Genomic DNA, 22005 nt, shown 5'->3' with positions numbered 1-22005 from the left:
TTTCCGGCCCCGCTGAAGACGGTAGGCAGAAATGGTTTACGAACGGTTCACCATGTTCATTAACTGGCTTGCGACTGCTGAATGCAGCGCCTATCAACCCTCAGACAGCGGAGGAAACAGCAAATGGCCGGGCTATATCTTGAGGAATTCGTCGTCGGCCACGTCTTCCAGCACACGCTGCGCAAGACCGTCACCGAGAGCGACAACATGCTGTTTTCGGCGATGACATTGAACCCGCAGCCGCTGCATATCGACTTCGACTTCGCCGCCAAGAGCGAATGGGGCAAGCCGCTGGTCAACTCTCTCTTCACGCTCGGCCTGATGATCGGCATTTCGGTCAATGACATCACGGTCGGCACGACGGTCGCCAATCTCGGCATGAAGGAAACCGTGTTTCCGCATCCGGTCTTCCACGGCGACACCATCCGTGTCGAAACCTCTGTCGTCTCGGTACGCGAGTCCAAGTCGAAACCCGATCGCGGCATCGTCGAATTCGAGCACCGCGCCTACAATCAGCATGGCGACCTCGTCGCCAAATGCACCAGGCAGGCGATGATGCTGAAGAAGGCCGCCTGATGCGTTCGCTGCTGTTCGTTCCCGGCGATTCCGAGCGGAAGCTGGAAAAGGGGTTTGGCGCCGGCGCCGACGTGGTGATCGTCGATCTCGAGGATTCCGTGGCGCCGCAGAACAAGGCGACGGCGCGCGCGGTCGCCGCGCGCTTTATCGTCGAACGCAGGGGACAAACCACCTCGGCCATCTATATCAGGGTCAACGACCTCTCGACCGGGTTGACCGACGACGATCTTGCCGCGCTCGTTGCGGCAAAGCCGGACGGCATCATGCTGCCCAAATCCAACAGCGGCCAGGATGTGCAGCACCTCTCGGCAAAGCTCAGGGTTCGGGAGGCGGAGAACGGCCTGTCCGACGGCTCGATCAGGATCCTGCCGATCATCACCGAAACCCCGGCGGGAATACTCGCCGCCGCGACCTATGCCGGCGCAAGTGCGCGGCTCGCCGGTCTGACCTGGGGCGCGGAAGACCTGTCGGCGGCGATCGGCGCACGCTCCACCCGCGACGAGCAGGGCCGTTACACCGACGTGTTCCGCCACGCCCGCCTGGCGACTATCCTGGCGGCCGGAGCCGCCGAGGTCGCCGCGATCGACACCGTGTTCCCGAATTTTCGCGACATGGCGGCATTCGCCGCGGAATGCGCGGAGGCCGAGCGAGACGGCTTCACCGGCAAGATGGCGATCCATCCCGACCAGGTGCCGGTCATAAATGCCGCCTTCACGCCCTCGGTCGAGGCGGTCAAACAATCGGCGGCAATCGTCGCGGCGTTCGAGGCAGCCGGAAATCCCGGCGTCGTTGGAATCGACGGCAAGATGTACGACCGCCCGCATCTGCGGCTGGCCGAAAGGCTGCTTGCACGCGCGAGGGCGGCAGGCATCTCCGCCTGACCGCTACCAGACCTTCGGGATCAGGCGGTAGCGGACCTCAGCAGCATAGTCATCATAGCCGCGCAGGCCGATGCGAAGCGTTTTCTCTTCTATGAACGTGCGGATGGCCAGGAGAACGACGAACACGAGCACCGATACCAGCCCCCACCAGGAGCCAAGCAGGAGTGCCGTGCCGGCGAAGAAGAGGATGGCGCCGGCATACATGGGATGGCGGACATAGCTGTAGGGCCCGGTGGTGATCACGCGTTGTCCCCGTTCATCCTGGATCTTCACCACGGGCGCAGCAAAACTGTTCTCCAGCATGGTCAGATAGCAGATCCAGATTCCGATCAGCAGGACCAGCGCTCCAACCCCCTGCGCCCAGACAGGAACCGCCGACCAGCCGAAACGGAAATCGAATCCCATGAAGATCTGCCAGCCGAAGATGGCGATGAGAAGTATGGATAGCAGGACCTTGTCGGCCGCCGTCTGATTCTTCTGGATGGGAGGGCTCAGCCGCTCATTCATCAGGCCGGGATCGCGCCGCGCCAGCACCACACCCAAGGTGAGGCTGAGCCCCACCATCACCACCAGATAGACCCAGGCTCCTGGCCAGTGCAGCGTTCCGGCCGACAGGAAGAGCAAGGCGCCCATGATGCCGAACCAGATGAATGTCTGAAGAACCAATTTCGCGATCATGATCGACCTTCCACGGTATGCCCCTCGCCGGCATTGGCAGAAATAGACCAATGGTCTACCATACCGACCGATGGTCTAAAATTCAAGCAGGCTCCGCGCTGGACGGAAACGGCCATCACGTGCAGAAGGTTGGTCATGCCCCGCATCATCAAGCATCCAGAACTCAGGCGAGAAGAACTTCTGGACCATGCCCAGGCTCTGTTCCTGACGCACGGCTACGACAGAGCGAGCCTCAACGACGTGATTGCGTCAGCCGGCGTCTCGAAGGGCGCCTTCTATCACTACTTCGCCTCCAAGGAGGCTCTTCTGGAAGCACTGGCCGACCGTTTCGCGAGACAGGCACTGGCTGGGGTTCAGGGCGTGCTCGACGATCCCGGCCTCGACCCGCTTGGCCGTCTGAACGGCCTGCTCTCCCAGTCGCGACGGGCCAAGATCGAGACCGCGACGGAAGCCTGGGCTCTTTTCGAAACGATGTTTCGGCCGGAGAATCTGGTGCTTTTCCACCGCATCAACCTGGCGGCCAGCGCGTCGTTTTCACCCTTGCTGGTCAAGATCATCCGGCAAGGTGTCGAAGACGGCACTTTCAGGACCTTCGATCCGGAGGGTGTCGCCGACATCGTCATGCAGTTCGGCTTGGCCACGCATGATGTCGTCGCCAAGGCGATCGCCGGCGGCAGCGACGCCGATATGGAGGTCGCGATCGAAGTCCTGGAGAAACGCGTCAGGCTCTACGAGATCGCTCTCGACCGTATACTCGGCCTTCCCGACGGAAGCATTCGGATCGGAGAACCCGGCTACATCAGAGCCGTCATGACAGCCCGACGGAAAACGAACCCCGTCAAGGCGCGCTGAGCGGCCTGGATCCTACTCCTTGCCCCAGCGTGGCCGGCGCATCGAAAAGACCTCTTCGACGCTGGCGTAATCCATATAACCGAGACGAGCCACATTCCCGGCCTTGGTGATGTCGAACAGGCCGTCTTTCAGGAAGGCATCATCAATGTGCACGCCGACCACCTCGCCGGCGACGACGACGGCGCTGGTTGGCGTTCCGTCCAACGCCCTTGGGCGGAAGACTTCCGTCACCCGGCATTCCAGCGCGGCAGGCGCTGCCGCCACACGCGGCGGCCTGACGAGACGCGAAGGCGCCATGGCGAGATCGGCATAGACGAACTCGTTGACGCCAGGCGGCGCGTTGACGGACGTGTAGTTCATCTTCTCCGCAAGATCGCGGCTGACCAGATTGGCGACGAACTCGCCGGTCTCCTGGGCAAAGGAGGCGCTGTCCTTCTCTCCTTCCGACGAGGACCAGACGATGAAAGGGCGCGTCGAAACCGCATTGAAGAAAGAGTATGGCGCGAGATTGATCTCGCCCGCTCTGTTCAGCGTCGATATCCAGCCGATCGGGCGCGGCGCCACGATCGCCTTCGACGGATCGTGCGGCAGCCCGTGCCCTCTGGATGGTTCGTAGAACATTCAGCCCGCCCAGGGTCCTGCGTAATCAGCGTAGAGCTTGGCCGGATCAGGCCGTGGCCGCTCCGGCGCCGGGCCGGCATAAGAGCCGATGTGGATGAAACCGACGACGCGCTCCTGCGGCGCCAGTCCGAGGATCGCCCTGCCCTCCGGCACGTCGGAATACCAGTTGCTGATCATGTTGGTGCCATAGCCCAGCGCATTGGCCGCAATCATCAGGTTCATCGCCGCCATGCCGCCGGACAGGAACATTTCCCATTGCGGGATCTTGGGATTCTCTTTCGGCACCGACACCACACCGATCACCAGCGGCGCACGGGAAAAGCGCGCCAGCTCCTGGTTGCGGCGGCCTTCGGGCAGCGGCCCTTCCCGCTGCTCGGCAAGCTCCGCGAGCCTCCTGCCGATCTCGATGCGGACATCGCCGCGATAGAGGATGAATCGCCAGGGCTCCAGCCGGCCATGGTCGGGCACGCGCGTTGCGGCGGCGATCATCGTCGCTATATCGGCGTCGCTGGGCGCCGGATCCTTGAGGTCCGGAATCGGTGCTGAATTTCGGGTCAGCAGGAAGTCGATGATCGGCGACGCCATGGGCGCAAGTCTCCTAGACACTCTGTTTTGAGCTGAAGCGCACCATCGGGAATTCGGGCGGCTCGGGCAAAGGCGCGCGAGCGCCGGGCTGAAGAGTCGTGGATCGGACTCTTAAGCCTTGAAATTGCCACCGCCATGGGCTTCAACGCAAGGCATGTTTGAGGGGCGACTGCGTCTTTTCCTGGTTTGGCTCTGCGCCGCGCTGTTCCTGCTGCCGGTCTCCTTGGCTGCTGCGCAGGAAAAGGACGGCGTCAGCGACCTGAAACTCCCCGGAATTTCGAGCTATGCGACGCCCAAGACCGAAGCCCCGCTGGCGCTCGGCGGCGGTGGCGCCATCACTTTGTCGGCCCAGCTGACCGACAAGGGCACCGACATCACCCGTGGCCTCGTCTGGCGTGTCTTCAAGCCCGAGCCCGTCAACGGCAAATTGCCGATGGTCGCCTCCGCGCATGGCGGCAGTGCCGTCTTCCAGCTCGAGCCCGGCAGCTATCTGGTCCATGCCTCCTATGGCCGCGCCGGCGCCACCAAGCGCATCACTGTCGGCAAGGAAGCCAAGCGGGAAAGCCTGGTGCTCGACGCTGGTGGCCTGAAGCTCGACGCGGTTCTATCCGGCGGCGTGCGCATTCCCCCGAAAAAACTGCGCTTCTCGATCTATGAGGGCACCGCCGAGGCCAATGGCGACCGCGCGCTGATCATTCCGGATGTGGAACCCAACAGCGTCGTGCGGCTCAATGCCGGCATCTACCACGTCGTCTCGACCTATGGCGCGGTCAACGCGGTGATCCGCTCCGATATCCGCGTCGAGGCCGGCAAGCTGACCGAAGCCACCGTCGAGCATCACGCCGCCGAGATCACGATGAAGCTGGTGCGCGAAACGGGCGGTGAAGCGATCGCCGACACGTCCTGGTCGCTGCTCAACGAATCCGGCGATCCGATCAAGGAAACAGTCGGCGCCTTCGCCTCGATGGTGCTTGCCGAGGGCGACTACACCATCATCGCCAAGAACCGCGACCGCATCTACCAGAAGGATTTCACGGTGGTGGCCGGGCAGAACCAGGAGATCGAGGTTCTGGCGACCGAGGCCGCGGCGATGGATCCGGAAGAAGGCGCGGATTAGCCTTCTACGACCCATTCCCCTATTTCAGGCCGCCAGCTTCAGCTTCGTCCGCGCCGGCAGGAAGGGAATCCGGCGGCGCGGCAGCTGCGGCGCCAGGTCGAACACGCCGCGGTAGAGACGCTCGAGCAATGCCTTGCGGTCGCGCAGCGGCTCCAGCTCACTCCAGCTCAGCACATCGCCGACGCGCACGTCGATCGCCCTGCCGGACAGCCGTGCGAATTCGCGGATGAGCAGCGACGTGCGCAATGTCAGCGAGGCCTTGCCGACGAATTTGGCCACCCGGCCATCGCGCTCAGCCATGTTCATAGGCCCGCTGACCAGGTGGAACAGCCTGCCATTCTGTCCGGAAAAATGCATGGGAACGACCGACGCCTTCGCTTCCTGGACGAGGCGGGCGGGAAACATTTTCCATGGCAGGTCGCGCGCCCGGCCAAAGCCTTTCGGCGCCGTGGCGACGCCGCCGGCCGGAAACACCACGATGGTGACGCCCTCCTTCAGCAGGCGTACCGCCTCGTGGCGCACGGCCATGTTGTTCTTCAGCGCTTCCTTGGTCTCGGAAAAGTCGATCGGCAGCGAATAGGGCTCCATCTCGCGAATCCTGAGCAGATCCTTGTGGATCATAACCCGGAAGGGCCGCCCGAGCTGCTCCGCCAGTGACAGCACCGCAATGCCGTCGCCAATGCCGAAGGGATGGTTGGCAACGATCACCAGCGGCGTATCGGGCAATTGTGCGGGCGGCCATTGATCGGCGGTTCGCACGCCGACATCGATCAGGTCGAGCATGCGGCTGAACACGCGCTCACCGGTCGGTACGACCTCACGGCGCCAGAAATCGTAGAGTGCCGCAAAGCGATCGCGGCCGGAAAGGCCTTCGACGGAATGAATGAACCACCGCGCCAGCACCGGCTGGTGCGGATTGGCGTAGGAAAGTTCGGGAAAGGACCGTTCGCGCAATTTCAGCTTGAGCATAGTGGCTCGTTACAAGATCGGCGTGACAGGGATATGAAAATGGCGGTGGATCGCTCCACCGCCACCATCAAAGGTGCTGCTCAAATCAGGCGGCGCGCTTGCGCCGGCGATCGGGCGTGATCGCTTCTTCGGTCAGCCGATCGATTGCCTGGGCAAGGCCCAGCGACTCCTGGTCACGCGATCCAAGCCGGCGCATGTTGACCGTCTGCTCTTCCGCCTCGCGCTTGCCGCAGACGAGGATGACCGGAACCTTGGCCAGGCTGTGTTCGCGGACCTTGTAGTTGATCTTCTCGTTGCGCAGATCGGCCTCGGCCGACAAGCCCGCGGCCTTGAGTTTTGCCACCACTTCGGTCGCATAGCCGTCGGCGTCGGACGTGATCGTCGCCACCACCACCTGCAGCGGCGCGAACCACAGCGGGAAGTGACCGGAATAGTTCTCGATCAGGATGCCGAGGAAACGCTCCATCGAGCCGCAGATGGCGCGGTGCACCATGACCGGCTGCTTCTTCTCCGAATCGGAGCCGATGTAGAAGGCGCCGAAGCGTTCCGGCAGGTTGAAGTCGACCTGCGTCGTGCCGCACTGCCATTCGCGGCCGATGGCATCCTTCAGCACATATTCGAACTTCGGCCCGTAGAAGGCGCCCTCGCCCGGATTGATCGAGGTCTTGATCCGATTGCCGGATCTCGTCCTGATCGTCTCCAGCACGCTGCCCATGATCGCTTCGGCGTGATCCCACGCCTCGTCGGTGCCGACACGCTTGTCCGGCCGCGTCGACAGCTTCACGCTGATCTCGTCAAAGCCGAAATCGGCATAGGTCGACAGGATCAGGTCATTGATGCGCAGGCATTCCGACGCCAGTTGCTCCTCGGTACAGAAGATGTGCGCATCGTCCTGCGTGAAGCCGCGCACGCGCATCAGCCCGTGCAGCGCGCCTGATGGTTCGTAGCGATGCACATTGCCGAATTCGGCAAGTTTTACGGGCAGATCGCGATAGGACTTCAACCCATGCTTGAAAATCTGCACATGGCCCGGACAGTTCATCGGCTTCAACGCGAAAACGCGATCGTCGTCGGTGTCGTCGCCGGCAACCGTCACCTTGAACATGGCGTCACGATACCAGCCCCAGTGGCCTGACGTTTCCCACAGGCTCTTGTCGAGCACCTGCGGAGCGTTGACCTCCTGGTAGCCCTGCTCGTCGAGCCGGCGGCGCATGTAGTTGACCAGGTTCTGGAACATCTTCCAGCCCTTGGCGTGCCAGAAGACGACGCCCGGCCCTTCTTCCTGGAAATGGAACAGGTCCATCTCGCGGCCAAGCTTGCGATGGTCGCGCTTCTCGGCCTCCTCCAGCATCGTCTGGTAGGCATCAAGCTGCGCCTGGTCGGCCCAGGCCGTGCCGTAGATGCGCGTCAGCATCGGGTTGTTCGAATCGCCACGCCAATAGGCGCCGGCCACCTTCATCAGCTTGAAGGCATTGCCGATCTGGCCGGTCGAAGCCATGTGCGGACCGCGGCAAAGGTCGAACCAGTCGCCCTGGGCGTAGATCTTGAGATCCTGATCCTCGGGAATGGCGTCGATCAGTTCGAGCTTGTAGCGCTCGCCCTTGTCGGCGAACACCTTCTTGGCCCTGTCGCGCGACCAGACCTCCTTGGTGAACGGCTTGTTGCGCGCGATGATCTCGCGCATCTTCTTCTCGATCACCGGAAAATCATCCGGCGTGAACGGCTCGTTGCGGGCGAAGTCGTAATAGAATCCGTTCTCGATCACCGGCCCGATGGTCACCTGCGTTCCCGGCCACAATTCCTGCACGGCTTCCGCCAGCACGTGGGCGGTGTCGTGACGGATAAGCTCAAGGGCGCGCGCATCGTCGCGAGTGATGATCTCGACCTTGCCGGACTTGCCGAGCGGGTCGCTGAGGTCGCGCACGGTGCCGTCGATGGCATAGGCGACGGCCTTCTTGGCCAGCGACTTCGAGATCGATTCGGCAAGGCCGGCACCGGTCATCGCCGCGTCGTAGTCGCGGACGGAACCATCGGGGAATGTCAGGGAAACGGAATTCAGCATCATGTATCTCCTATCCAGTCCCGCAAACGAGCGCGGGTGGTAAAATGCAGGTCACCGGCGGCTTGCGGCTGCGACCTGCATCAGGTTGGCCGGAGGCGTCCGGCGGCGGCAGTCTTTTATGAGCAGATGCCGCCGCCGTAAAGCCCAGCCTACTTCATCAGTTGCGGCAGATCCCTGAGGAACGCGGCCCTGGTCGCCAACCCTTTCGGCATATCAGTCCGATTGGTATCGACAACCAGCCGGGCGAACACGATCTGGCGTCCGTCTTTCCGGGCCCAACCGACAAACCAACCGAGCGAGCGCTTGTCCTTGCCGCCCTCGCCGAGCCTCGTGCTGCCGGTCTTGCCCTGAACGGCCCAATCACCAGCCTTGAAGCTCGGTATGATTGCGCGTGTCATCTCATGCGCCTTCGCCGACACCGGCATCTTGCCAGCGAGCAGTTGGCGCAGGAAGGCAACTTGTTCGACCGGCGTGATCTTGAGCGAGGAGTTGACCCAGGAACGGGTGAGCCCGTCATCCTTGCCGGGATTGCCTGAAACGTCGCCATTGCCGTAATTGAGCTTCGATACGTAGCCGGCAAATTTCTCGCCGCCCAGCCGGCGGGTGATCTCCCGGGAATACCAGATAATCGAATCGCGTTCCCAGATCACCGGGTCGACGGCCTTCTGATCCCTCTTCACCGCATTGAATTCGGGTTTGTAGTCCCAGGTCGGCGTGTGCTCGTCGCTCAGGATACCGGCGTCGTAGCCGATCAGCGAAAGCGGTACCTTGAACGTCGAGGCCGGGCTGAACCGCTGGTCGCAGGTTCCGTCCTGGTAAAGCGTCTTGCCGGTCGCCGCATCGGCGATCAGCGTGCATTCCACATCCCCAAGCGGCGCCGATTGCGCGCGCATCGGGAACCCCAGCAACCAGGCGAGCAGGAACAGGACTCCAGCCAGGATAAAGGGAAGACGGTCGATGTTACGCATTGATGCTCGCTCCAGAAGGGTGTTCGCGAGCGGGCTTAGCGAGGTCTCTTGTCTCGATTTTGTCTCAAATGCGCAGTCTTTGTGCAGGCTTGCGTTAACCCTACCGAATTCTAAAAATCTGTCCTCAAATCGAGATCCGTATAATGCTGGCCCATCAAACACGCGTTAATTCAACGCGTGTTGTACTTCAAATTTGAGGAGCTCATATCGTCTCCGGTTAACCCATCTGGACAATGTCTGCGTCGACTGCTCGAATGCCGATCAGAAATGAAATTATGGCCTTGCTCTCCATGAGTGTTTGGAAAAAACTTATAGCCTATATCGCGTTGACGAGCCTGATCGGGTACACGATGGGCATATCAGTGTCAGCGCTGGCATCTGGAGAAATAAGAGATAAATTCAGCTGGATTAAATTCGAAAAAAACCCGATAGAATTCATGCTATCTTTAGTTGGAACAGTCACTTTCACTGTTGTTTTGTTTTTTATTATATATCTTATATACCATCATGAACGCTATATAGTATATATGGCGACCAAAATCTGGAGAGAATATAAGAAAATGACTGGGCCTCGCCTGTGACGATCACCTTATCGGCAACTGGTTTTGGACAGGAGTCGCGTCGTCGTGGTTGTAGGGTTCCATGTATCAAAACGACGACCCAGCATGATGCTGAATGGTACGAAATAGTCCGACTTTGAAGTTAGGCCACCGTCAAGCCTGGGCTTCGCCGCGTTTCCGGCCGATCCACCAATAGCGCCAGGGCATGAACCAGACATAGCGGTCCGCCAGCACTTCCGGAACCAAATCGACGCCGTGCGTGCCGAATGGGCCGCAGCGCAGCACGCGGAAAAATCCCATCCAGCCACCGGCCCACAGGCCATGGCGGGCGATCGCCTCATGCGCGTATTCGGAGCAGGTCGGCAGATGCCGGCAGGAATTGCCGACAAAGCCGGACAGCGTCAGCTGGTAGAGGCGCACGAGCGACGTGCCGAAGAGACGGCCAGGCGTCTTGCGCCACGGGCCGGGCCAGTTGCGGCCGCGTCCCGGCGGCCTGGCAGTGTGGGCATGCCCATGCGGGTCGTGCACCGCAATCTCCGTATCGCGTTCCTCCCGCGATAGATGTGAGCTTCGCCGGGAGAACGCAATCCCCACCCGCTGTGCGTCATGGGCGGAAGCGGCGAAACGGCTGCCGGTCAACCGCAGGCATCGAGCGGCCGGGGCGGATCGGCTCCTCGCCGCACTTTGTATGCAGCCTTTCGTCACGCCATTGGAACGTCGCGATCCGCATCACATCGCCGAAGATGTTCAGGAACTGGTTCATACTCGGTCTCCTTTGATGCGATTAGACCGCCGCTGGCCTTGGCCTTCAAACGAGTATAATTTCCACTTCGGATAACCCTGGATTATGCGAATGAAGCGCGGGCGCTTGCCATTGACGGCATTGAGGAGTTTCGAGGCGGCGGGTCGGCATCTGAGCTTCAGCCGGGCCGCGGAGGAACTTTTCGTCTCCCAGGCTGCGATCAGCCGGCAGATCCGCGAGCTCGAGACCTTCCTGCGCCAACCTCTGTTCGAACGCCATCATCGCCGTGTCGAACTGACCGATACCGGCCGCCGGCTGCTTGCCCAATTGGTCCGAAGCTTTGACGATATCGACCGGCTGCTGTCGGAACTGGTGGCGGTCCCCGCGCAGTCCCTGGTTCGTGTCAGTGTCGAGCCGTCGCTTGCATCCGTGTGGCTGGTGCCCCGGCTCAACCGATTCCGCCAATTGCGGCCCGATATCGACGTGTCCCTGGAAGTTGATCCAAGGCTGATCGATTTCCGCGGGGATCAGCCCGAACTTGCCTTGCGCTTCAGCGCCCATGCCACCTCGTGGCCTCGCAGCCAGGCCGAGCGGCTTGCCTCGACGGTCGATTCCCCGGTTCTGTCGCCGGCGCTGCTCGCTTCGGGCCCTGCCCTCGAGAAGCCGATCGACCTTGCCCGCTACACGCTTTTGCACGAGGAAAACCGCCAGGGCTGGGCGCGCTGGTTCGAGGCGGCCGGCGTGCCCGCCGACGCCGTGCCGGCGCGAGGTCCGATGCTGGCGGATGCCTCGCTGTCAAAGCAGGCCGCGCTGCTCGGGCATGGCGTGGCGCTGGGTGATCTGTTGCAGATCGGCGGGGAAGTCGCATCCGGAGCGCTGATCAAGCCGTTCGACATCGACGTTGCGTCGGGCGCCTACTGGCTGGTGGCCAGGAACCTGAAGGATCTGTCGGAACCGGCCGCCGCGTTCGCCGACTGGCTGAGAGGCGAGTTCGCCGAAAGCAGACACAAGCTGCAGCAGCAGGCCTAAGCCGCTTCTTCGGCGCGCTTCTTCTCGATCTGGCCGATGGCGTCGACCACGGCGTCGAAGGTCAGCATGGTCGAGGCATGGCGCGCCTTGTAGTCGCGCACCGGTTCCAGGTACCTCAGGTCGGCAAAGCGTCCTTGCGGCGGCTCGCCATTTTCCTTCAGCATCTTCAGCATGGTGTCGCGCACCGCGCGCAGTTCCTCGGCGTTCGCGCCGACGACATGCCGCGCCATGATCGAGGACGACGCCTGGCCGAGCGCGCACGCCTTCACGTCATGGGCGAAGTCGGTGACCACGCCGTCTTCCATCTTGAGGTCGACGGTAACGGTCGAACCGCACAGTTTGGAATGTGCCTTGGCGGTCGCGTCGGGATGGTCGAGCCGGCCGATCCGTTCGATGTTTCCGGCAAAGCCGAGAATTTTCGCGTTGTAGACGTCGTTGATCATTATTTTCCAATCCGTCGCCGCCAAGCGAACAGCGATTGCCGCTGCTGCGTCTTCCTTTCGCTCGCTACGACCTTATATAATGCTGGCAGTCCGGTAACGACAAGGCGATGAGCGCCGCTGTTCTGGCCGGGAAGTTCACGCCGCTTACGGGGCTGGAAACGGGGCGAGTTTCCGACACCGAAAGGTCGTGGTCCGTTCAACTCGTTCCTCCTTGGAGAGGAACTACGGGAGACGCCTTTTATGGATGCCGTCATCAAGAAATTCATGCCCCAGTCCGCTTACATGGAAAAGCCGGTCACCGACCGGCCGAGCGAAGCCGAGGTCGAGGCCGCGGTGCGCACCCTGCTGCGTTGGACCGGCGACAATCCGGACCGCGAAGGGCTGATCGACACGCCCAAGCGCGTGGCCAAGGCCTATCGCGAGATGTTCGGTGGCTACGACATGTGCCCGGCAGAGGAACTCGGCCGCACCTTCGAGGAGGTCGCAGGCTATGACGACCTCGTCATCGTCAAGGACATCCAGTTCCATTCGCATTGCGAGCACCACATGGTGCCGATCATCGGCAAGGCGCATGTCGGCTATCTCCCAGACGGCAAGGTCGTCGGCCTGTCCAAGATCGCGCGCGTCGTCGATATCTTCGCCCATCGCCTGCAGACGCAGGAAGCGCTGACCGCACAGATCGCCGGCGTCATCCAGGACGTGCTCAACCCTCGCGGCGTCGCCGTCATGATCGAGGCCGAGCATATGTGCATGGCCATGCGCGGCATCCGCAAGCAGGGTTCCACCACGCTCACCTCCACCTTCACCGGCGTCTTCAAGGATACGCCCGAAGAGCAGGTTCGTTTTGTCACCATGGTGCGCGGTGGCGGGGCGTAAGCCCGGCACCGGCATCGCCCAACCATGATCCCGAAGAACCGGTTCTCGGACAGGATGGTGGTCAAACAGGAAAATGCACCGGCGATGTCGGCACTGGAATTTCCCGAAGCTCCGTCAGACAAGAAGGCTCTCGAAGAAGGCGCGGTGTTCTCGCCGCGCTTCGACGCGGCCGGTCTTGTCACGGTGGTCGTCACCGATGCCGAAGACGGCATGCTGCTGATGGTCGCCCATATGAACGCGCAAGCGCTCGCGCTGACATTGGAAACGGGCATCGCCCATTACTGGTCGCGTTCGCGCAACGCGCTTTGGAAGAAGGGCGAAACCTCGGGCAATTTCCAGCATGTCGTCGAGATGCGCACCGACTGTGATCAGGATGCATTGTGGCTGCACGTGAAAGTGTTGGGCCACGACGCAACCTGTCACACCGGCCGGCGTTCATGCTTTTATCGGACGGTGGGTCTGGTCGATGGCAAGGGGACGCTTGTCGACGACGGCAGCAAACCGCTGTTCGATGCGGAAAAGACGTATCGGAAGCCTGTGTGAACCATTCCATATTCACAAACCACTCATGTTCACTATTCTCAAACATCCTTCTGATACAAAGGATGTGGGACAAGGGAGATCATGATGCTCGAGTGGGCGTCATTGCGTAACAGATCAGACGTTCGAGAAGCCAACGGCCTCTCCTCGTCCGGCGGCGCACCCCAACCAAAACCCGAAAAGAAGACAGGCATCTCACTGGCATTGGGTGGAGGCTGCGCACGTGGCTGGGCCCATATCGGTGTGCTGCGTGCACTCGACGAAGCCGGTATCGAAGTGTCGATGATAGCCGGCACATCCATCGGCGCGCTGGTCGGCGGCTGTTATCTCGCCGGCAAACTGGACGAGTTGGAAGAGTTCGCCCGCAGCCTCACCAAGCGGCGCATTTTCGGCCTGCTCGATCTCAATCTGCGCGGCAGCGGCCTGTTCGGCGGCATGAAGCTCGACGCCCGCCTGCGTGAGCATGTGGCAGGCGTTCGTTTCGAGGATCTGCCCAAGCCATTTGTCTGCGTCGCGTCGGAAATCCGCACCGGCCACGAAATCTGGGTGTCGAGCGGCTCATTGATCACGGCCATGCGCGCGTCCTACGCACTGCCTGGCGTGTTCGAGCCGGTGAATTGCAACGGCCGGGTGCTGGTCGACGGCGCGCTGGTCAATCCGGTGCCGGTGTCGGTCTGCCGCGCCTACGAACAGCCCCTCGTCGTGGCGGTCAATCTTCACTACGACCTGTTCGGCCGCGCAGCGGTGATAAAGCACAGCGCCGGCGAACTGGTTGTCGAAAAGGACGCGCCGCGCGCCGGTCACTCGGACCCCGACCACCAGTCGCATCAGAGCCGCCTCGGCATCACCGGCGTCATGGTCGAAGCCTTCAACATCATCCAGGACCGCATCTCGCGCGCCAGGCTTGCCGGCGATCCGCCCGACATGTCGCTTCAGCCCAAGCTCAGCCATATCGGCCTGACCGAGTTCCATCGTGCCGATGAGGCGATCCAGCTCGGCTACCAGGCGACGATGGCCCAGATCGGCGAACTGAGCCGGCTGCAGACGGTTTTGGCTTAGCCAGCCACCCTTACGCCCGCGCCGCGTCGATAATGCGGAACTGCACGGTGCGGTTGCCGTTCCAGTAATTGCCCGACAGCGAGCCGGCGACATGCACCGTCTTGCCCCGGTTCTTGAACAGGAATTCGCCAAGTGCGGTGTCGACGGCGCGAAAGGCGATCCCCTGGATTCGGCCGCCGCTCTCAGACTGCAATTCGGCGCGGATATGGTTGGTGCCGACCGGCCGGGCGTCGGCCAGCCGATGGCGTGGCAGCGCGAAAACCGGTGCGACATGGCCGGCGCCGAAGGGGCCGGCCTTTTCCAGCGCATCGAGCAGGCTGAGCGTCGCGCCTTCGGCGGCAAGCGCGCCGTCGATTGCCAGGCTTTCCTCGTCCTGCAGCCGAAACACGTCGGCGGCCGCGCGCTCCTCGAAAAACGCCCTGAGCTCGCCAAGCCTGGCGCGCTCCACGGTGATACCGGCCGCCATGCCATGGCCGCCGCCCTTGACGATCAAGCCGGCATCGGCGGCTTCGCGCACCAGCCGGCCGAGGTCGAAGCCCGACACCGAACGGCCCGAACCGGTACCAATGCCCACAGCGTTGAATGCGATGGCGAAAGCCGGCCGCCGGGCATGATCCTTCAGTCGTGAAGCGAGCAGGCCGACAATGCCGGGATGCCAGTTGTTGCTGGCGGTGACGACGATGGCCGGGCCATTGCCGCCGGCAAGCTCGGCATCGGCTTCGGCGCGGGCAGCCGCAAGCATCTCCTGCTCCATCAGCTGCCGCTCCTGGTTCAGCCGGTCCAGCGTCTCGGCGATAGTCCCTGCCTCGACCGGATCGTCTGTCGCAAGCAGCCGACTGCCAAGGGCCGCGTCGCCGATGCGCCCGCCGGCGTTGATGCGCGGCCCGATCAGATAGGCAAGATGAAAGGTGCCGATCGGTTCGCCGATGCGAGAAACCCGCGCCAACGCGGCAAGCCCTTCATTCTTCTGCTGGCGCGCCACTTGCAGCCCTTTGACGACGAAGGCGCGGTTGACGCCGGTCAGCGGCACCACGTCGCACACGGTGGCCAATGCAACGAGATCGAGCATGGAAAGCAGATCCGGTGGCGTGGTCTCGGTCAAGCCACGCAGGACCTTTGCGGTTTGCACCAGGGCAAGGAACACGACACCGGCAGCGCAGAGATGACCCTGACCGGAAAGATCGTCGTCGCGGTTTGGATTGACGACGGCAACCGCTTCCGGCAAGGCGCCACCGACCTGATGGTGGTCGAGCACCACGACATCGGCGCCGGCGGCATTGGCCGCATCGACGGAAATGGCGCTGTTGGTGCCGCAGTCGACGGTGACGATCAGCGTCGCGCCGCGCGAGACCAGTTCGCGCATGGCATCGGGATTGGGGCCGTAACCCTCGAAAATACGGTCCGGAATATAGATTTCCGACGGCACCGAGAAATGCGTCAGAAACCGTTTCAACAAGGCTGACGAGGCCGCGCCGTCGACATCGTAGTCGCCGAAGATGGCCACCTTTTCCCTCGCCATCACCGCCGCCGCGATGCGGGTGGCGGCCTTGTCCATGTCGGTCAGCGAGGCCGGATTCGGCAACAGGTCGCGGATCGTCGGATCGAGGAACCGCTCGGTTTGCTCGGCGGTAACACCGCGTCCGGCAAGGACGCGTGCAACGATGTCGGGCACGCCATGGCCTTGCGCGATGGCCAGCGCGATCATGTCCTGTCGCTCGGTCAGCCGATGCTCCCAGGAGAGACCGGTAGCCGATTGCCTGACATCGAGGAAGAGGCGCCTGTCGCCCATCATGCGCTTTGCCAACTCATAGTTGGCCGCAGGATAATGCATGTCGCCCAAAAGTGTGCAGCGGTTTTGGGATAACGACATGCACAAACAACGGCCTAGAGCGGTTCATCGTTTCACGGAACCGCCGAACCGCTCTAACTTGTTGTTTTGACGCAATTCCGGACGGAAAACCGCTTCGCACTTGTCCTGGAATTGCTCTAAGGAGCGTCGCGTGAACACGACGGGCTTTGGCGCCAAAGGCGGGCAAAGCCAAGCGGTTCGCGGCGGTAGGCATCGCATGAGAACTCAAGAATAACTACGCTTTCCGCTTTTCAGCCTGGCGCCGGACCCATTCCTCGGCCGCGTCCCCCATTGTCTTTTCCCGATCGTTCTTGAGCCAGGCCATGAAAGACCGATCGAACCTGAACGTATCGCCGCATTCGCGGATGAAAAAGCGGCGCACATTCTGGGTGTTGCGGTAGGACTTCGTGATGGGCGTGGCACGCGAAATCGGATTCGCGTGCCAATCGAACGCTTTCATCGTCGGTCCTTGCGCGCCAAGGTTCAGATGCGGCCAATGGCTAACAACTGCGGCGCGGCTTCGCAAGCAGGCTTAAAGCAATTCCAGGAAAAGTGTGAAACGGTTTTCCCGGGAAAAGCGCGTAGCGCTTTCCCCTTGGGAATTGCGTCAAAACAGAGAGCTTTAGAACTTATCCAGATCCTGGTGCCGAGCCTTGATCTCCCGCACGGTTCGCGACGACGAGCGCAGGACGATCGTATGCGTGGTGATGTATGTGCCGCCGAACTTGACGCCGGCCAGCATATTGCCGTCGGTCACGCCGGTGGCCGCGAACAGCACATCGCCGCGCGCCATGTCCTCGGCATGGTAGATCCGCTTCGGATCGGAAATGCCCATCTTCGCCGCGCGGGCGACCTTCTCCGGCGTATCGAGGATCAGCCGGCCCTGCATCTGGCCGCCGGTGCAGCGCAGTGCGGCCGCCGCCAGCACGCCCTCGGGCGCCCCCCCCGTACCGAGATAGATATCGATACCGGTTTCGTCTGGGTCCGTGGTGTGGATGACGCCGGCGACATCGCCGTCACCGATCAGCCGGATCGCGGCACCCGTGGCGCGCACGGCATCGATCAGCTTGGCGTGGCGTGGCCGGTCGAGGATGCAGGTGGTGATGTCGGACACCGCGACGCCCTTGGCCCGGGCCAGGCTGGCGATGTTTTCGGCCGGCGATGCGTCGAGGTCGATGACGCCTTCGGCATAACCCGGACCAATGGCGATCTTATCCATATAGACGTCAGGCGCGAACAGCAGACTGCCCTTCTCGGCGATCGCGATGACGGCAAGCGCGTTAGGGAGGTTCTTGGCGCAGATCGTCGTACCCTCGAGCGGATCAAGGGCGATATCGACGGCCGGGCCTTTGCCGGTGCCGACCTCCTCGCCAATATAGAGCATCGGCGCCTCGTCCCGTTCGCCCTCGCCGATCACCACCGTGCCCTTGATGGCAAGACGGTTAAGCTCCTGGCGCATGGCGTCGACAGCGACCTGGTCAGCCGCCTTCTCGTCGCCGCGCCCACGCAGCCTGGCTGCCGCGACCGCGGCCCTTTCGGTGACGCGCACCAGTTCCATGGTGAGTATCCGGTCAAGGCCGGCGACGATGTTCTGGGCCACATTCATTTCGGCAAATCCTCGTTTGCATGCCACCTCCCGCCGGAGGCGGGCTTGTTTTGTCAAACGAGCATGACAACGGCAAGACCTGCCGCGAGTTTTATCGAAAGATAAGCAATATCAATCGATTGAACCTTATTCCGAACAAGATTGCGGCCCGGCTGGAAACAGCCGGGCCGCCCTTGAAGATACAGAGATAACGCCGGGATCTAGAAAACCGCGAGGTATTTGAGCAGCGAAATGATGCCGATGATGATGACGATGATCTGCACGATCTGCCGCATCCGGGCATCGAGAGGCAGGCGCTGCACCAGATAAAGAACAAGGATGATGACGAGAAATGTGATCAGGATGCCGATCAGCACGGATGAAGCCATGGTGCCCTCCTAAAATGATTACCTGAGAAACCGCGAAACGAACCGGCAACGCCGGCTCGATGTCGACGCGGTCAATACCAGCGGCGCGAACTGTCGTTGTTCAACGACTGGCCGACGGCAATCCCGGCCAGAAACCCGAGCAGGCCGATCACGCCGACCAATGCGGTCGTGGTACCCGGGTTTTCGCGCGCCACGTCCGAAACCGCCTGGGCCTGGGTGCGCAATTGCTGCGCTGTCCGCGAAGCACGCGCGGCGGCCGTCTCGTAGAAATCCGAAGCCTGCTCGCTGGCATCGTCGAGCATTTCCGCGCCCCGCGCCGAAATGCTCTTGTTGATCTTGGTGATCTCCTTGCGCAGTTCGGCGATCTGCTTTTCCAGCGTTTTCTGGATATCGTCGATGTGAGGGGTGTCGGATTTGTTGGTGTCGGCCATGGAGCGGCTCCCTTGGTTGCTGACCAAGAGAACGGCGCCGGCGCGGATTCGTTCCGGCTGATCGCGGCTGCGCGACGGTGGGGGCGGAGCTACCCTGCCCGCTCGATGCGGATGACCTGCGGCTTGTCGGTCAGGTGACCGTCCTTGGTGATGCCGTCGACGGCCTTGCGCACGGCGGCCTCGGTGGTCTCGTGGGTGACGAGGATCACCGTCTTCTGTGCCGCCGCCTCGCCGCTGACCGCATGCTGGACGATCGATTCCAGCGAAATATCGTTGTCGGCCATGCGCTTGGCGATCGCGGCGAACACGCCGATGCGGTCATGCACGGTCAGCCGGATGAAATAGCCGCCGGCATGGCTGCGCATCTGCGCCTTCTTGTAAGGCCTCAACTCCTTTGCCGGCCGGCCGAAGACCGGGCCATGCTGGAAGCCCGGCCGGCTCTTGGCGATGTCGGCGATGTCGCCGATGACGGCCGACGCGGTGGCGTTGCCGCCAGCGCCGGGGCCGGAAAGCAGCAGTTCGCCGAGGATGTCGGTCTCGATCGCCACCGCGTTGGTGACGCCATGCACCTGCGCGATGACGGAGGCGGTCGGCACCATGGTCGGATGCACGCGCTGCTCGATACCGCTTTCGGTGCGCTGGGCGACGCCCAGCAGCTTGATCCTGTAGCCGAGGTCGCCGGCGGCACGGATGTCGGCCTGGGTGATGTTGGAGATGCCTTCCATATAGATGTCGTTGGCGGCGATCTTGGTGCCGAAGGCAAGGCTGGTCAGGATCGACAGCTTGTGCGCGGTGTCATGGCCTTCGATGTCGAAGGTCGGATCGGCCTCGGCGTAACCCAGCCGCTGCGCATCCTTCAGGCAGGCATCGAACGAGATGCCCTCGGCCTCCATGCGGGTCAGGATGTAGTTGCAGGTACCGTTGAGAATGCCGAACACGCGGGTGACCGAATTGCCGGCCATCGCCTCGCGCATCGTCTTGATGACGGGAATGCCGCCCGCCACCGCCGCCTCGTAGTTGAGCAGCACGCCTTTCTTCTCGGCGATCTCGGCCAGCGCCACGCCATGCTTGGCGAGCAGGGCCTTGTTGGCGGTGACGACATGGCGGCCGGCTTCGAGCGCCGCCTTCACCGACAGGCGTGCCGGCCCCTCGTCGCCGCCGATCAATTCGATGAACACGTCGATCTCGGCGGTCTGCGCCATCTTCACCGGATCGTCGAACCATTTTGCGGAACTGACATCGATGCCACGGTCGCGCTTCGGGTCGCGCGCCGAAACCGCTGCCACGATGATGTCGCGCCCGCATTGCCGGGTCAGTTCCGCCGCCTTGTCGCGCAGCACACGTGCCACCGATGCACCGACCGTACCGAGGCCGGCAATTCCAACACGCAGTGCTTCAGCCATGGAAGGCGACGTCCCTCAAATCAGATAGAATTTTTGCTTACCGGTGGGCGGAGAGCGGCACCACATTGTTGGGCTGCTTGGCGCTGGTCGACAGGAAGCGCTTGATGTTGCGCGCCGCCTGGCGGATCCGGTGCTCGTTCTCGACCAGCGCCACGCGCACGAAATCATCGCCATGTTCGCCGAAGCCGACACCGGGCGCCACCGCCACGTCGGCGTGCTCGATAAGCAGCTTGGAGAATTCGAGCGAGCCGAGGTGACGGAATGGCTCCGGGATCGGCGCCCAGGCGAACATCGAGGCCGCCGGGGCGGGAATATTCCAACCGGCGCGGCCGAACGCATCGACCATCACGTCACGACGCTTGTGGTAGATGTCGCGCACCTCGGCGATATCGGCGCCGTCGCCGTTGAGCGCATGCGCGGCCGCCACCTGGATTGGCGTGAAGGCGCCGTAGTCGAGATAGGATTTCACCCGGGTCAGCGCCGAGATCAGCCGTTCATTGCCGACCGCAAAGCCCATGCGCCAGCCGGGCATGGAGAAGGTCTTCGACATCGAGGTGAACTCGACGCAGATGTCGATGGCGCCCGGAACCTGCAGCACCGAAGGCGGCGGATTGCCGTCGAAATAGATCTCCGAATAGGCAAGGTCGGACAGGATGATGATGTCGTTCTTCTTCGCGAACGCCACCACGTCCTTGTAGAAATCGAGCGAAGCGACCAGCGCCGTCGGGTTCGACGGATAGTTGAGGATCAAGGCCAGCGGCTTCGGGATCGAATGGCGAATGCCCCGCTCGACCGCCGGAATGAAGCCGTCATCGGGCTCGACCTGCAGCGAACGGATGACACCGCCCGACATGATGAAACCGAAGGCGTGGATCGGATAGGTCGGATTGGGGCATAGGATGACGTCGCCGGGCGCGGTGATCGCCTGCGCCATGTTGGCGAAGCCTTCCTTCGAGCCGAGCGTGGCAACCACTTGCGTGTCGGGGTTGAGCTTCACGCCGAAGCGGCGCTGATAATAGGCGGCCTGGGCGCGGCGCAGCCCCGGAATGCCGCGCGAGGAGGAATAGCGATGCGTGCGCGGATCGCGCACGACTTCGCACAATTTGTCGACGATGGCCTTCGGCGTCGGCAGGTCCGGATTGCCCATGCCAAGGTCGATGATGTCGGCGCCGCGCGAGCGCGCACTGGCCTTGAGCCGGTTGACCTGCTCGAAAACGTAGGGCGGAAGGCGACGGACCTTGTGAAACTCTTCCATGGCGGTTCCAGACAGCAAAGGGGGTATTGGGCGCGCGCTATATACTCATTTGCAGGTAGGGTCGAGGGCGGGATCGCATTTGCCTTCGATCTGCTTCAGCGTCTGGGGGCCGTGTTTCTTGGCCAGATCCGTCAGCGCCGCCTGATCGGTGACGGAGCCGCCGCCGCTTTTGGCACCCTGCCCGCCCTTGTCGGCCTTGAGTTCGGCAAGCTTGGCGTTCCGCTCGGCCTCGGTGAACTGCTTGTTCGCCACTTGCGGCGGGATGTTCAGGTTCGGAAAGGTGCCCGTATCCTTCGGCCCCGCATTCTCCGCCATCGGCACCGGACCGCTGGTATTCGTGGTCGAACATCCGGCGATCCCCACGAGGACGATCGCCACGCCGATGCGGCAAAAGCGTGCGGCACCAAAAAAAACAGTCTCGCCAATATTAATCGTCATATTGTTTCCTTGGCAGCCGAGGTAGAGCGAGATTGGACCCTGTCGGATGTCCCATGTTAATATGTCAAGAAAACGCTTCGGGAGGAACCCCGCGAAC

25 protein-coding genes are annotated in these 22005 nt (G+C 62.3%); 8 read left to right on the top strand and 17 right to left on the bottom strand.

The window, feature by feature from the left end; translation table 11 throughout:
- The first annotated feature begins 81 nt into the window (after positions 1–81).
- Positions 82–576 carry a MaoC family dehydratase gene (locus AC07UC_RS20420; RefSeq protein WP_494907227.1) on the top strand — a complete coding sequence of 165 codons (495 nt, stop codon included), beginning with the start codon at positions 82–84 and terminating at the stop codon, positions 574–576.
- Positions 576–1457 (top strand): HpcH/HpaI aldolase/citrate lyase family protein, encoded by an 882-nt coding sequence (locus AC07UC_RS20415; protein ID WP_494907226.1) that lies wholly within the window; start codon positions 576–578, stop codon positions 1455–1457. Before AC07UC_RS20420 ends, AC07UC_RS20415 begins: the two co-directional genes overlap by 1 nt.
- Before the next feature lie 3 nt (positions 1458–1460).
- Here AC07UC_RS20415 and AC07UC_RS20410 read toward each other — a convergent pair whose 3' ends face one another.
- Positions 1461–2135 carry a methyltransferase family protein gene (locus AC07UC_RS20410; protein ID WP_494907225.1) on the bottom strand — a complete coding sequence of 225 codons (675 nt, stop codon included), beginning with the start codon at positions 2133–2135 and terminating at the stop codon, positions 1461–1463.
- A 135-nt stretch (positions 2136–2270) separates the two neighbouring features.
- Between AC07UC_RS20410 and AC07UC_RS20405 the strand changes: the two genes are divergently transcribed.
- Positions 2271–2987: a TetR/AcrR family transcriptional regulator gene (locus AC07UC_RS20405; RefSeq protein WP_494907224.1), complete on the top strand. Its 717-nt coding sequence runs from the start codon at positions 2271–2273 to the stop codon at positions 2985–2987.
- Positions 2988–2999: 12 nt separating this feature from the next.
- On the opposite strand, the gene AC07UC_RS20400 is transcribed toward AC07UC_RS20405, so the two are convergent.
- Both AC07UC_RS20400 and AC07UC_RS20395 read right to left on the bottom strand, forming a co-directional pair.
- Entirely contained in the window at positions 3000–3608 is a 609-nt protein-coding gene (locus AC07UC_RS20400) for a flavin reductase family protein (protein WP_494907223.1), read from the bottom strand.
- Positions 3609–4193, bottom strand: coding sequence for a nitroreductase family protein (locus AC07UC_RS20395; RefSeq protein WP_494907222.1), 585 nt, complete (start codon positions 4191–4193; stop codon positions 3609–3611). It abuts the gene before it with no gap.
- Between the two features lie 154 nt (positions 4194–4347).
- Here AC07UC_RS20395 and AC07UC_RS20390 point away from each other — a divergent pair, with 154 nt between their 5' ends.
- Positions 4348–5310 carry an RgsD C-terminal domain-containing protein gene (locus AC07UC_RS20390; RefSeq protein WP_140773212.1) on the top strand — a complete coding sequence of 321 codons (963 nt, stop codon included), beginning with the start codon at positions 4348–4350 and terminating at the stop codon, positions 5308–5310.
- Positions 5311–5334: 24 nt separating this feature from the next.
- Here the strand turns inward: AC07UC_RS20390 and AC07UC_RS20385 are convergent, their stop codons facing one another.
- The 5 genes from AC07UC_RS20385 to AC07UC_RS20365 form a co-directional block, all read right to left on the bottom strand.
- Positions 5335–6279, bottom strand: a complete 945-nt coding sequence (locus AC07UC_RS20385) for a lysophospholipid acyltransferase family protein (protein ID WP_140773210.1) — start codon at positions 6277–6279, stop codon at positions 5335–5337.
- Between the two features lie 85 nt (positions 6280–6364).
- On the bottom strand, positions 6365–8341 hold the full coding sequence (gene thrS, locus AC07UC_RS20380; protein ID WP_494907221.1) for a threonine--tRNA ligase: 1977 nt from the start codon (positions 8339–8341) through the stop codon (positions 6365–6367).
- A 149-nt stretch (positions 8342–8490) separates the two neighbouring features.
- Positions 8491–9309: a class D beta-lactamase gene (gene blaOXA / locus AC07UC_RS20375; RefSeq protein WP_494907220.1), complete on the bottom strand. Its 819-nt coding sequence runs from the start codon at positions 9307–9309 to the stop codon at positions 8491–8493.
- A gap of 713 nt (positions 9310–10022) precedes the next feature.
- Positions 10023–10397 carry a membrane protein insertion efficiency factor YidD gene (gene yidD, locus AC07UC_RS20370; RefSeq protein WP_494907219.1) on the bottom strand — a complete coding sequence of 125 codons (375 nt, stop codon included), beginning with the start codon at positions 10395–10397 and terminating at the stop codon, positions 10023–10025.
- Between the two features lie 76 nt (positions 10398–10473).
- Positions 10474–10632, bottom strand: a complete 159-nt coding sequence (locus AC07UC_RS20365) for a hypothetical protein (protein WP_181179914.1) — start codon at positions 10630–10632, stop codon at positions 10474–10476.
- 90 nt (positions 10633–10722) lie between these two features.
- On the opposite strand from AC07UC_RS20365, the gene AC07UC_RS20360 reads away from it, so the two are divergent.
- Complete coding sequence (locus AC07UC_RS20360; RefSeq protein ID WP_494907218.1) at positions 10723–11640, top strand: LysR substrate-binding domain-containing protein; 918 nt, start codon at positions 10723–10725, stop codon at positions 11638–11640.
- Here AC07UC_RS20360 and AC07UC_RS20355 read toward each other — a convergent pair.
- Positions 11637–12083, bottom strand: a complete 447-nt coding sequence (locus tag AC07UC_RS20355) for an iron-sulfur cluster assembly scaffold protein (RefSeq protein WP_494907217.1) — start codon at positions 12081–12083, stop codon at positions 11637–11639. The genes AC07UC_RS20360 and AC07UC_RS20355 overlap by 4 nt on opposite strands.
- Positions 12084–12323: 240 nt before the next feature.
- Between AC07UC_RS20355 and folE the strand changes: the two genes are divergently transcribed.
- The 3 genes from folE (at position 12324) to AC07UC_RS20340 (ending at position 14558) form a co-directional block, all read left to right on the top strand.
- Positions 12324–12959 carry a GTP cyclohydrolase I FolE gene (gene folE, locus AC07UC_RS20350; protein WP_056572284.1) on the top strand — a complete coding sequence of 212 codons (636 nt, stop codon included), beginning with the start codon at positions 12324–12326 and terminating at the stop codon, positions 12957–12959.
- 84 nt (positions 12960–13043) lie between these two features.
- A complete protein-coding gene (gene hisI, locus AC07UC_RS20345; protein WP_056573393.1) occupies positions 13044–13502 on the top strand; it encodes a phosphoribosyl-AMP cyclohydrolase in 459 nt (152 codons plus the stop codon).
- Positions 13503–13586: 84 nt separating this feature from the next.
- A complete protein-coding gene (locus tag AC07UC_RS20340; protein WP_140773203.1) occupies positions 13587–14558 on the top strand; it encodes a patatin family protein in 972 nt (323 codons plus the stop codon).
- 10 nt (positions 14559–14568) lie between these two features.
- Here AC07UC_RS20340 and recJ read toward each other — a convergent pair whose 3' ends face one another.
- The 8 genes from recJ to AC07UC_RS20300 form a co-directional block, all read right to left on the bottom strand.
- The gene (gene recJ, locus AC07UC_RS20335) at positions 14569–16350 is read right to left on the bottom strand and encodes a single-stranded-DNA-specific exonuclease RecJ (protein WP_494908966.1); all 1782 of its coding nucleotides are present in this window, start codon (positions 16348–16350) and stop codon (positions 14569–14571) included.
- A 292-nt stretch (positions 16351–16642) separates the two neighbouring features.
- Positions 16643–16867 (bottom strand): DUF6434 domain-containing protein, encoded by a 225-nt coding sequence (locus AC07UC_RS20330; RefSeq protein ID WP_140773202.1) that lies wholly within the window; start codon positions 16865–16867, stop codon positions 16643–16645.
- A gap of 162 nt (positions 16868–17029) precedes the next feature.
- Positions 17030–18013 (bottom strand): class II fructose-bisphosphatase, encoded by a 984-nt coding sequence (glpX, locus tag AC07UC_RS20325; protein WP_140773201.1) that lies wholly within the window; start codon positions 18011–18013, stop codon positions 17030–17032.
- A gap of 200 nt (positions 18014–18213) precedes the next feature.
- On the bottom strand, positions 18214–18381 hold the full coding sequence (locus tag AC07UC_RS20320; protein WP_081295122.1) for a Thivi_2564 family membrane protein: 168 nt from the start codon (positions 18379–18381) through the stop codon (positions 18214–18216).
- A gap of 71 nt (positions 18382–18452) precedes the next feature.
- On the bottom strand, positions 18453–18812 hold the full coding sequence (locus AC07UC_RS20315) for a hypothetical protein (RefSeq protein ID WP_140773200.1): 360 nt from the start codon (positions 18810–18812) through the stop codon (positions 18453–18455).
- Between the two features lie 89 nt (positions 18813–18901).
- Entirely contained in the window at positions 18902–20215 is a 1314-nt protein-coding gene (locus AC07UC_RS20310) for a homoserine dehydrogenase (protein ID WP_140773199.1), read from the bottom strand.
- Positions 20216–20252: 37 nt separating this feature from the next.
- Positions 20253–21470: an LL-diaminopimelate aminotransferase gene (locus AC07UC_RS20305; RefSeq protein ID WP_140773197.1), complete on the bottom strand. Its 1218-nt coding sequence runs from the start codon at positions 21468–21470 to the stop codon at positions 20253–20255.
- A gap of 45 nt (positions 21471–21515) precedes the next feature.
- Positions 21516–21848, bottom strand: a complete 333-nt coding sequence (locus AC07UC_RS20300; RefSeq protein ID WP_494907216.1) for a hypothetical protein — start codon at positions 21846–21848, stop codon at positions 21516–21518.
- Positions 21849–22005 lie beyond the last annotated feature (157 nt).

The sequence above is a fragment of the Mesorhizobium sp. GW821-FHT04C10 genome (assembly GCF_059420305.1).
This window is presented reverse-complemented; position numbering and strand designations above follow the sequence as displayed.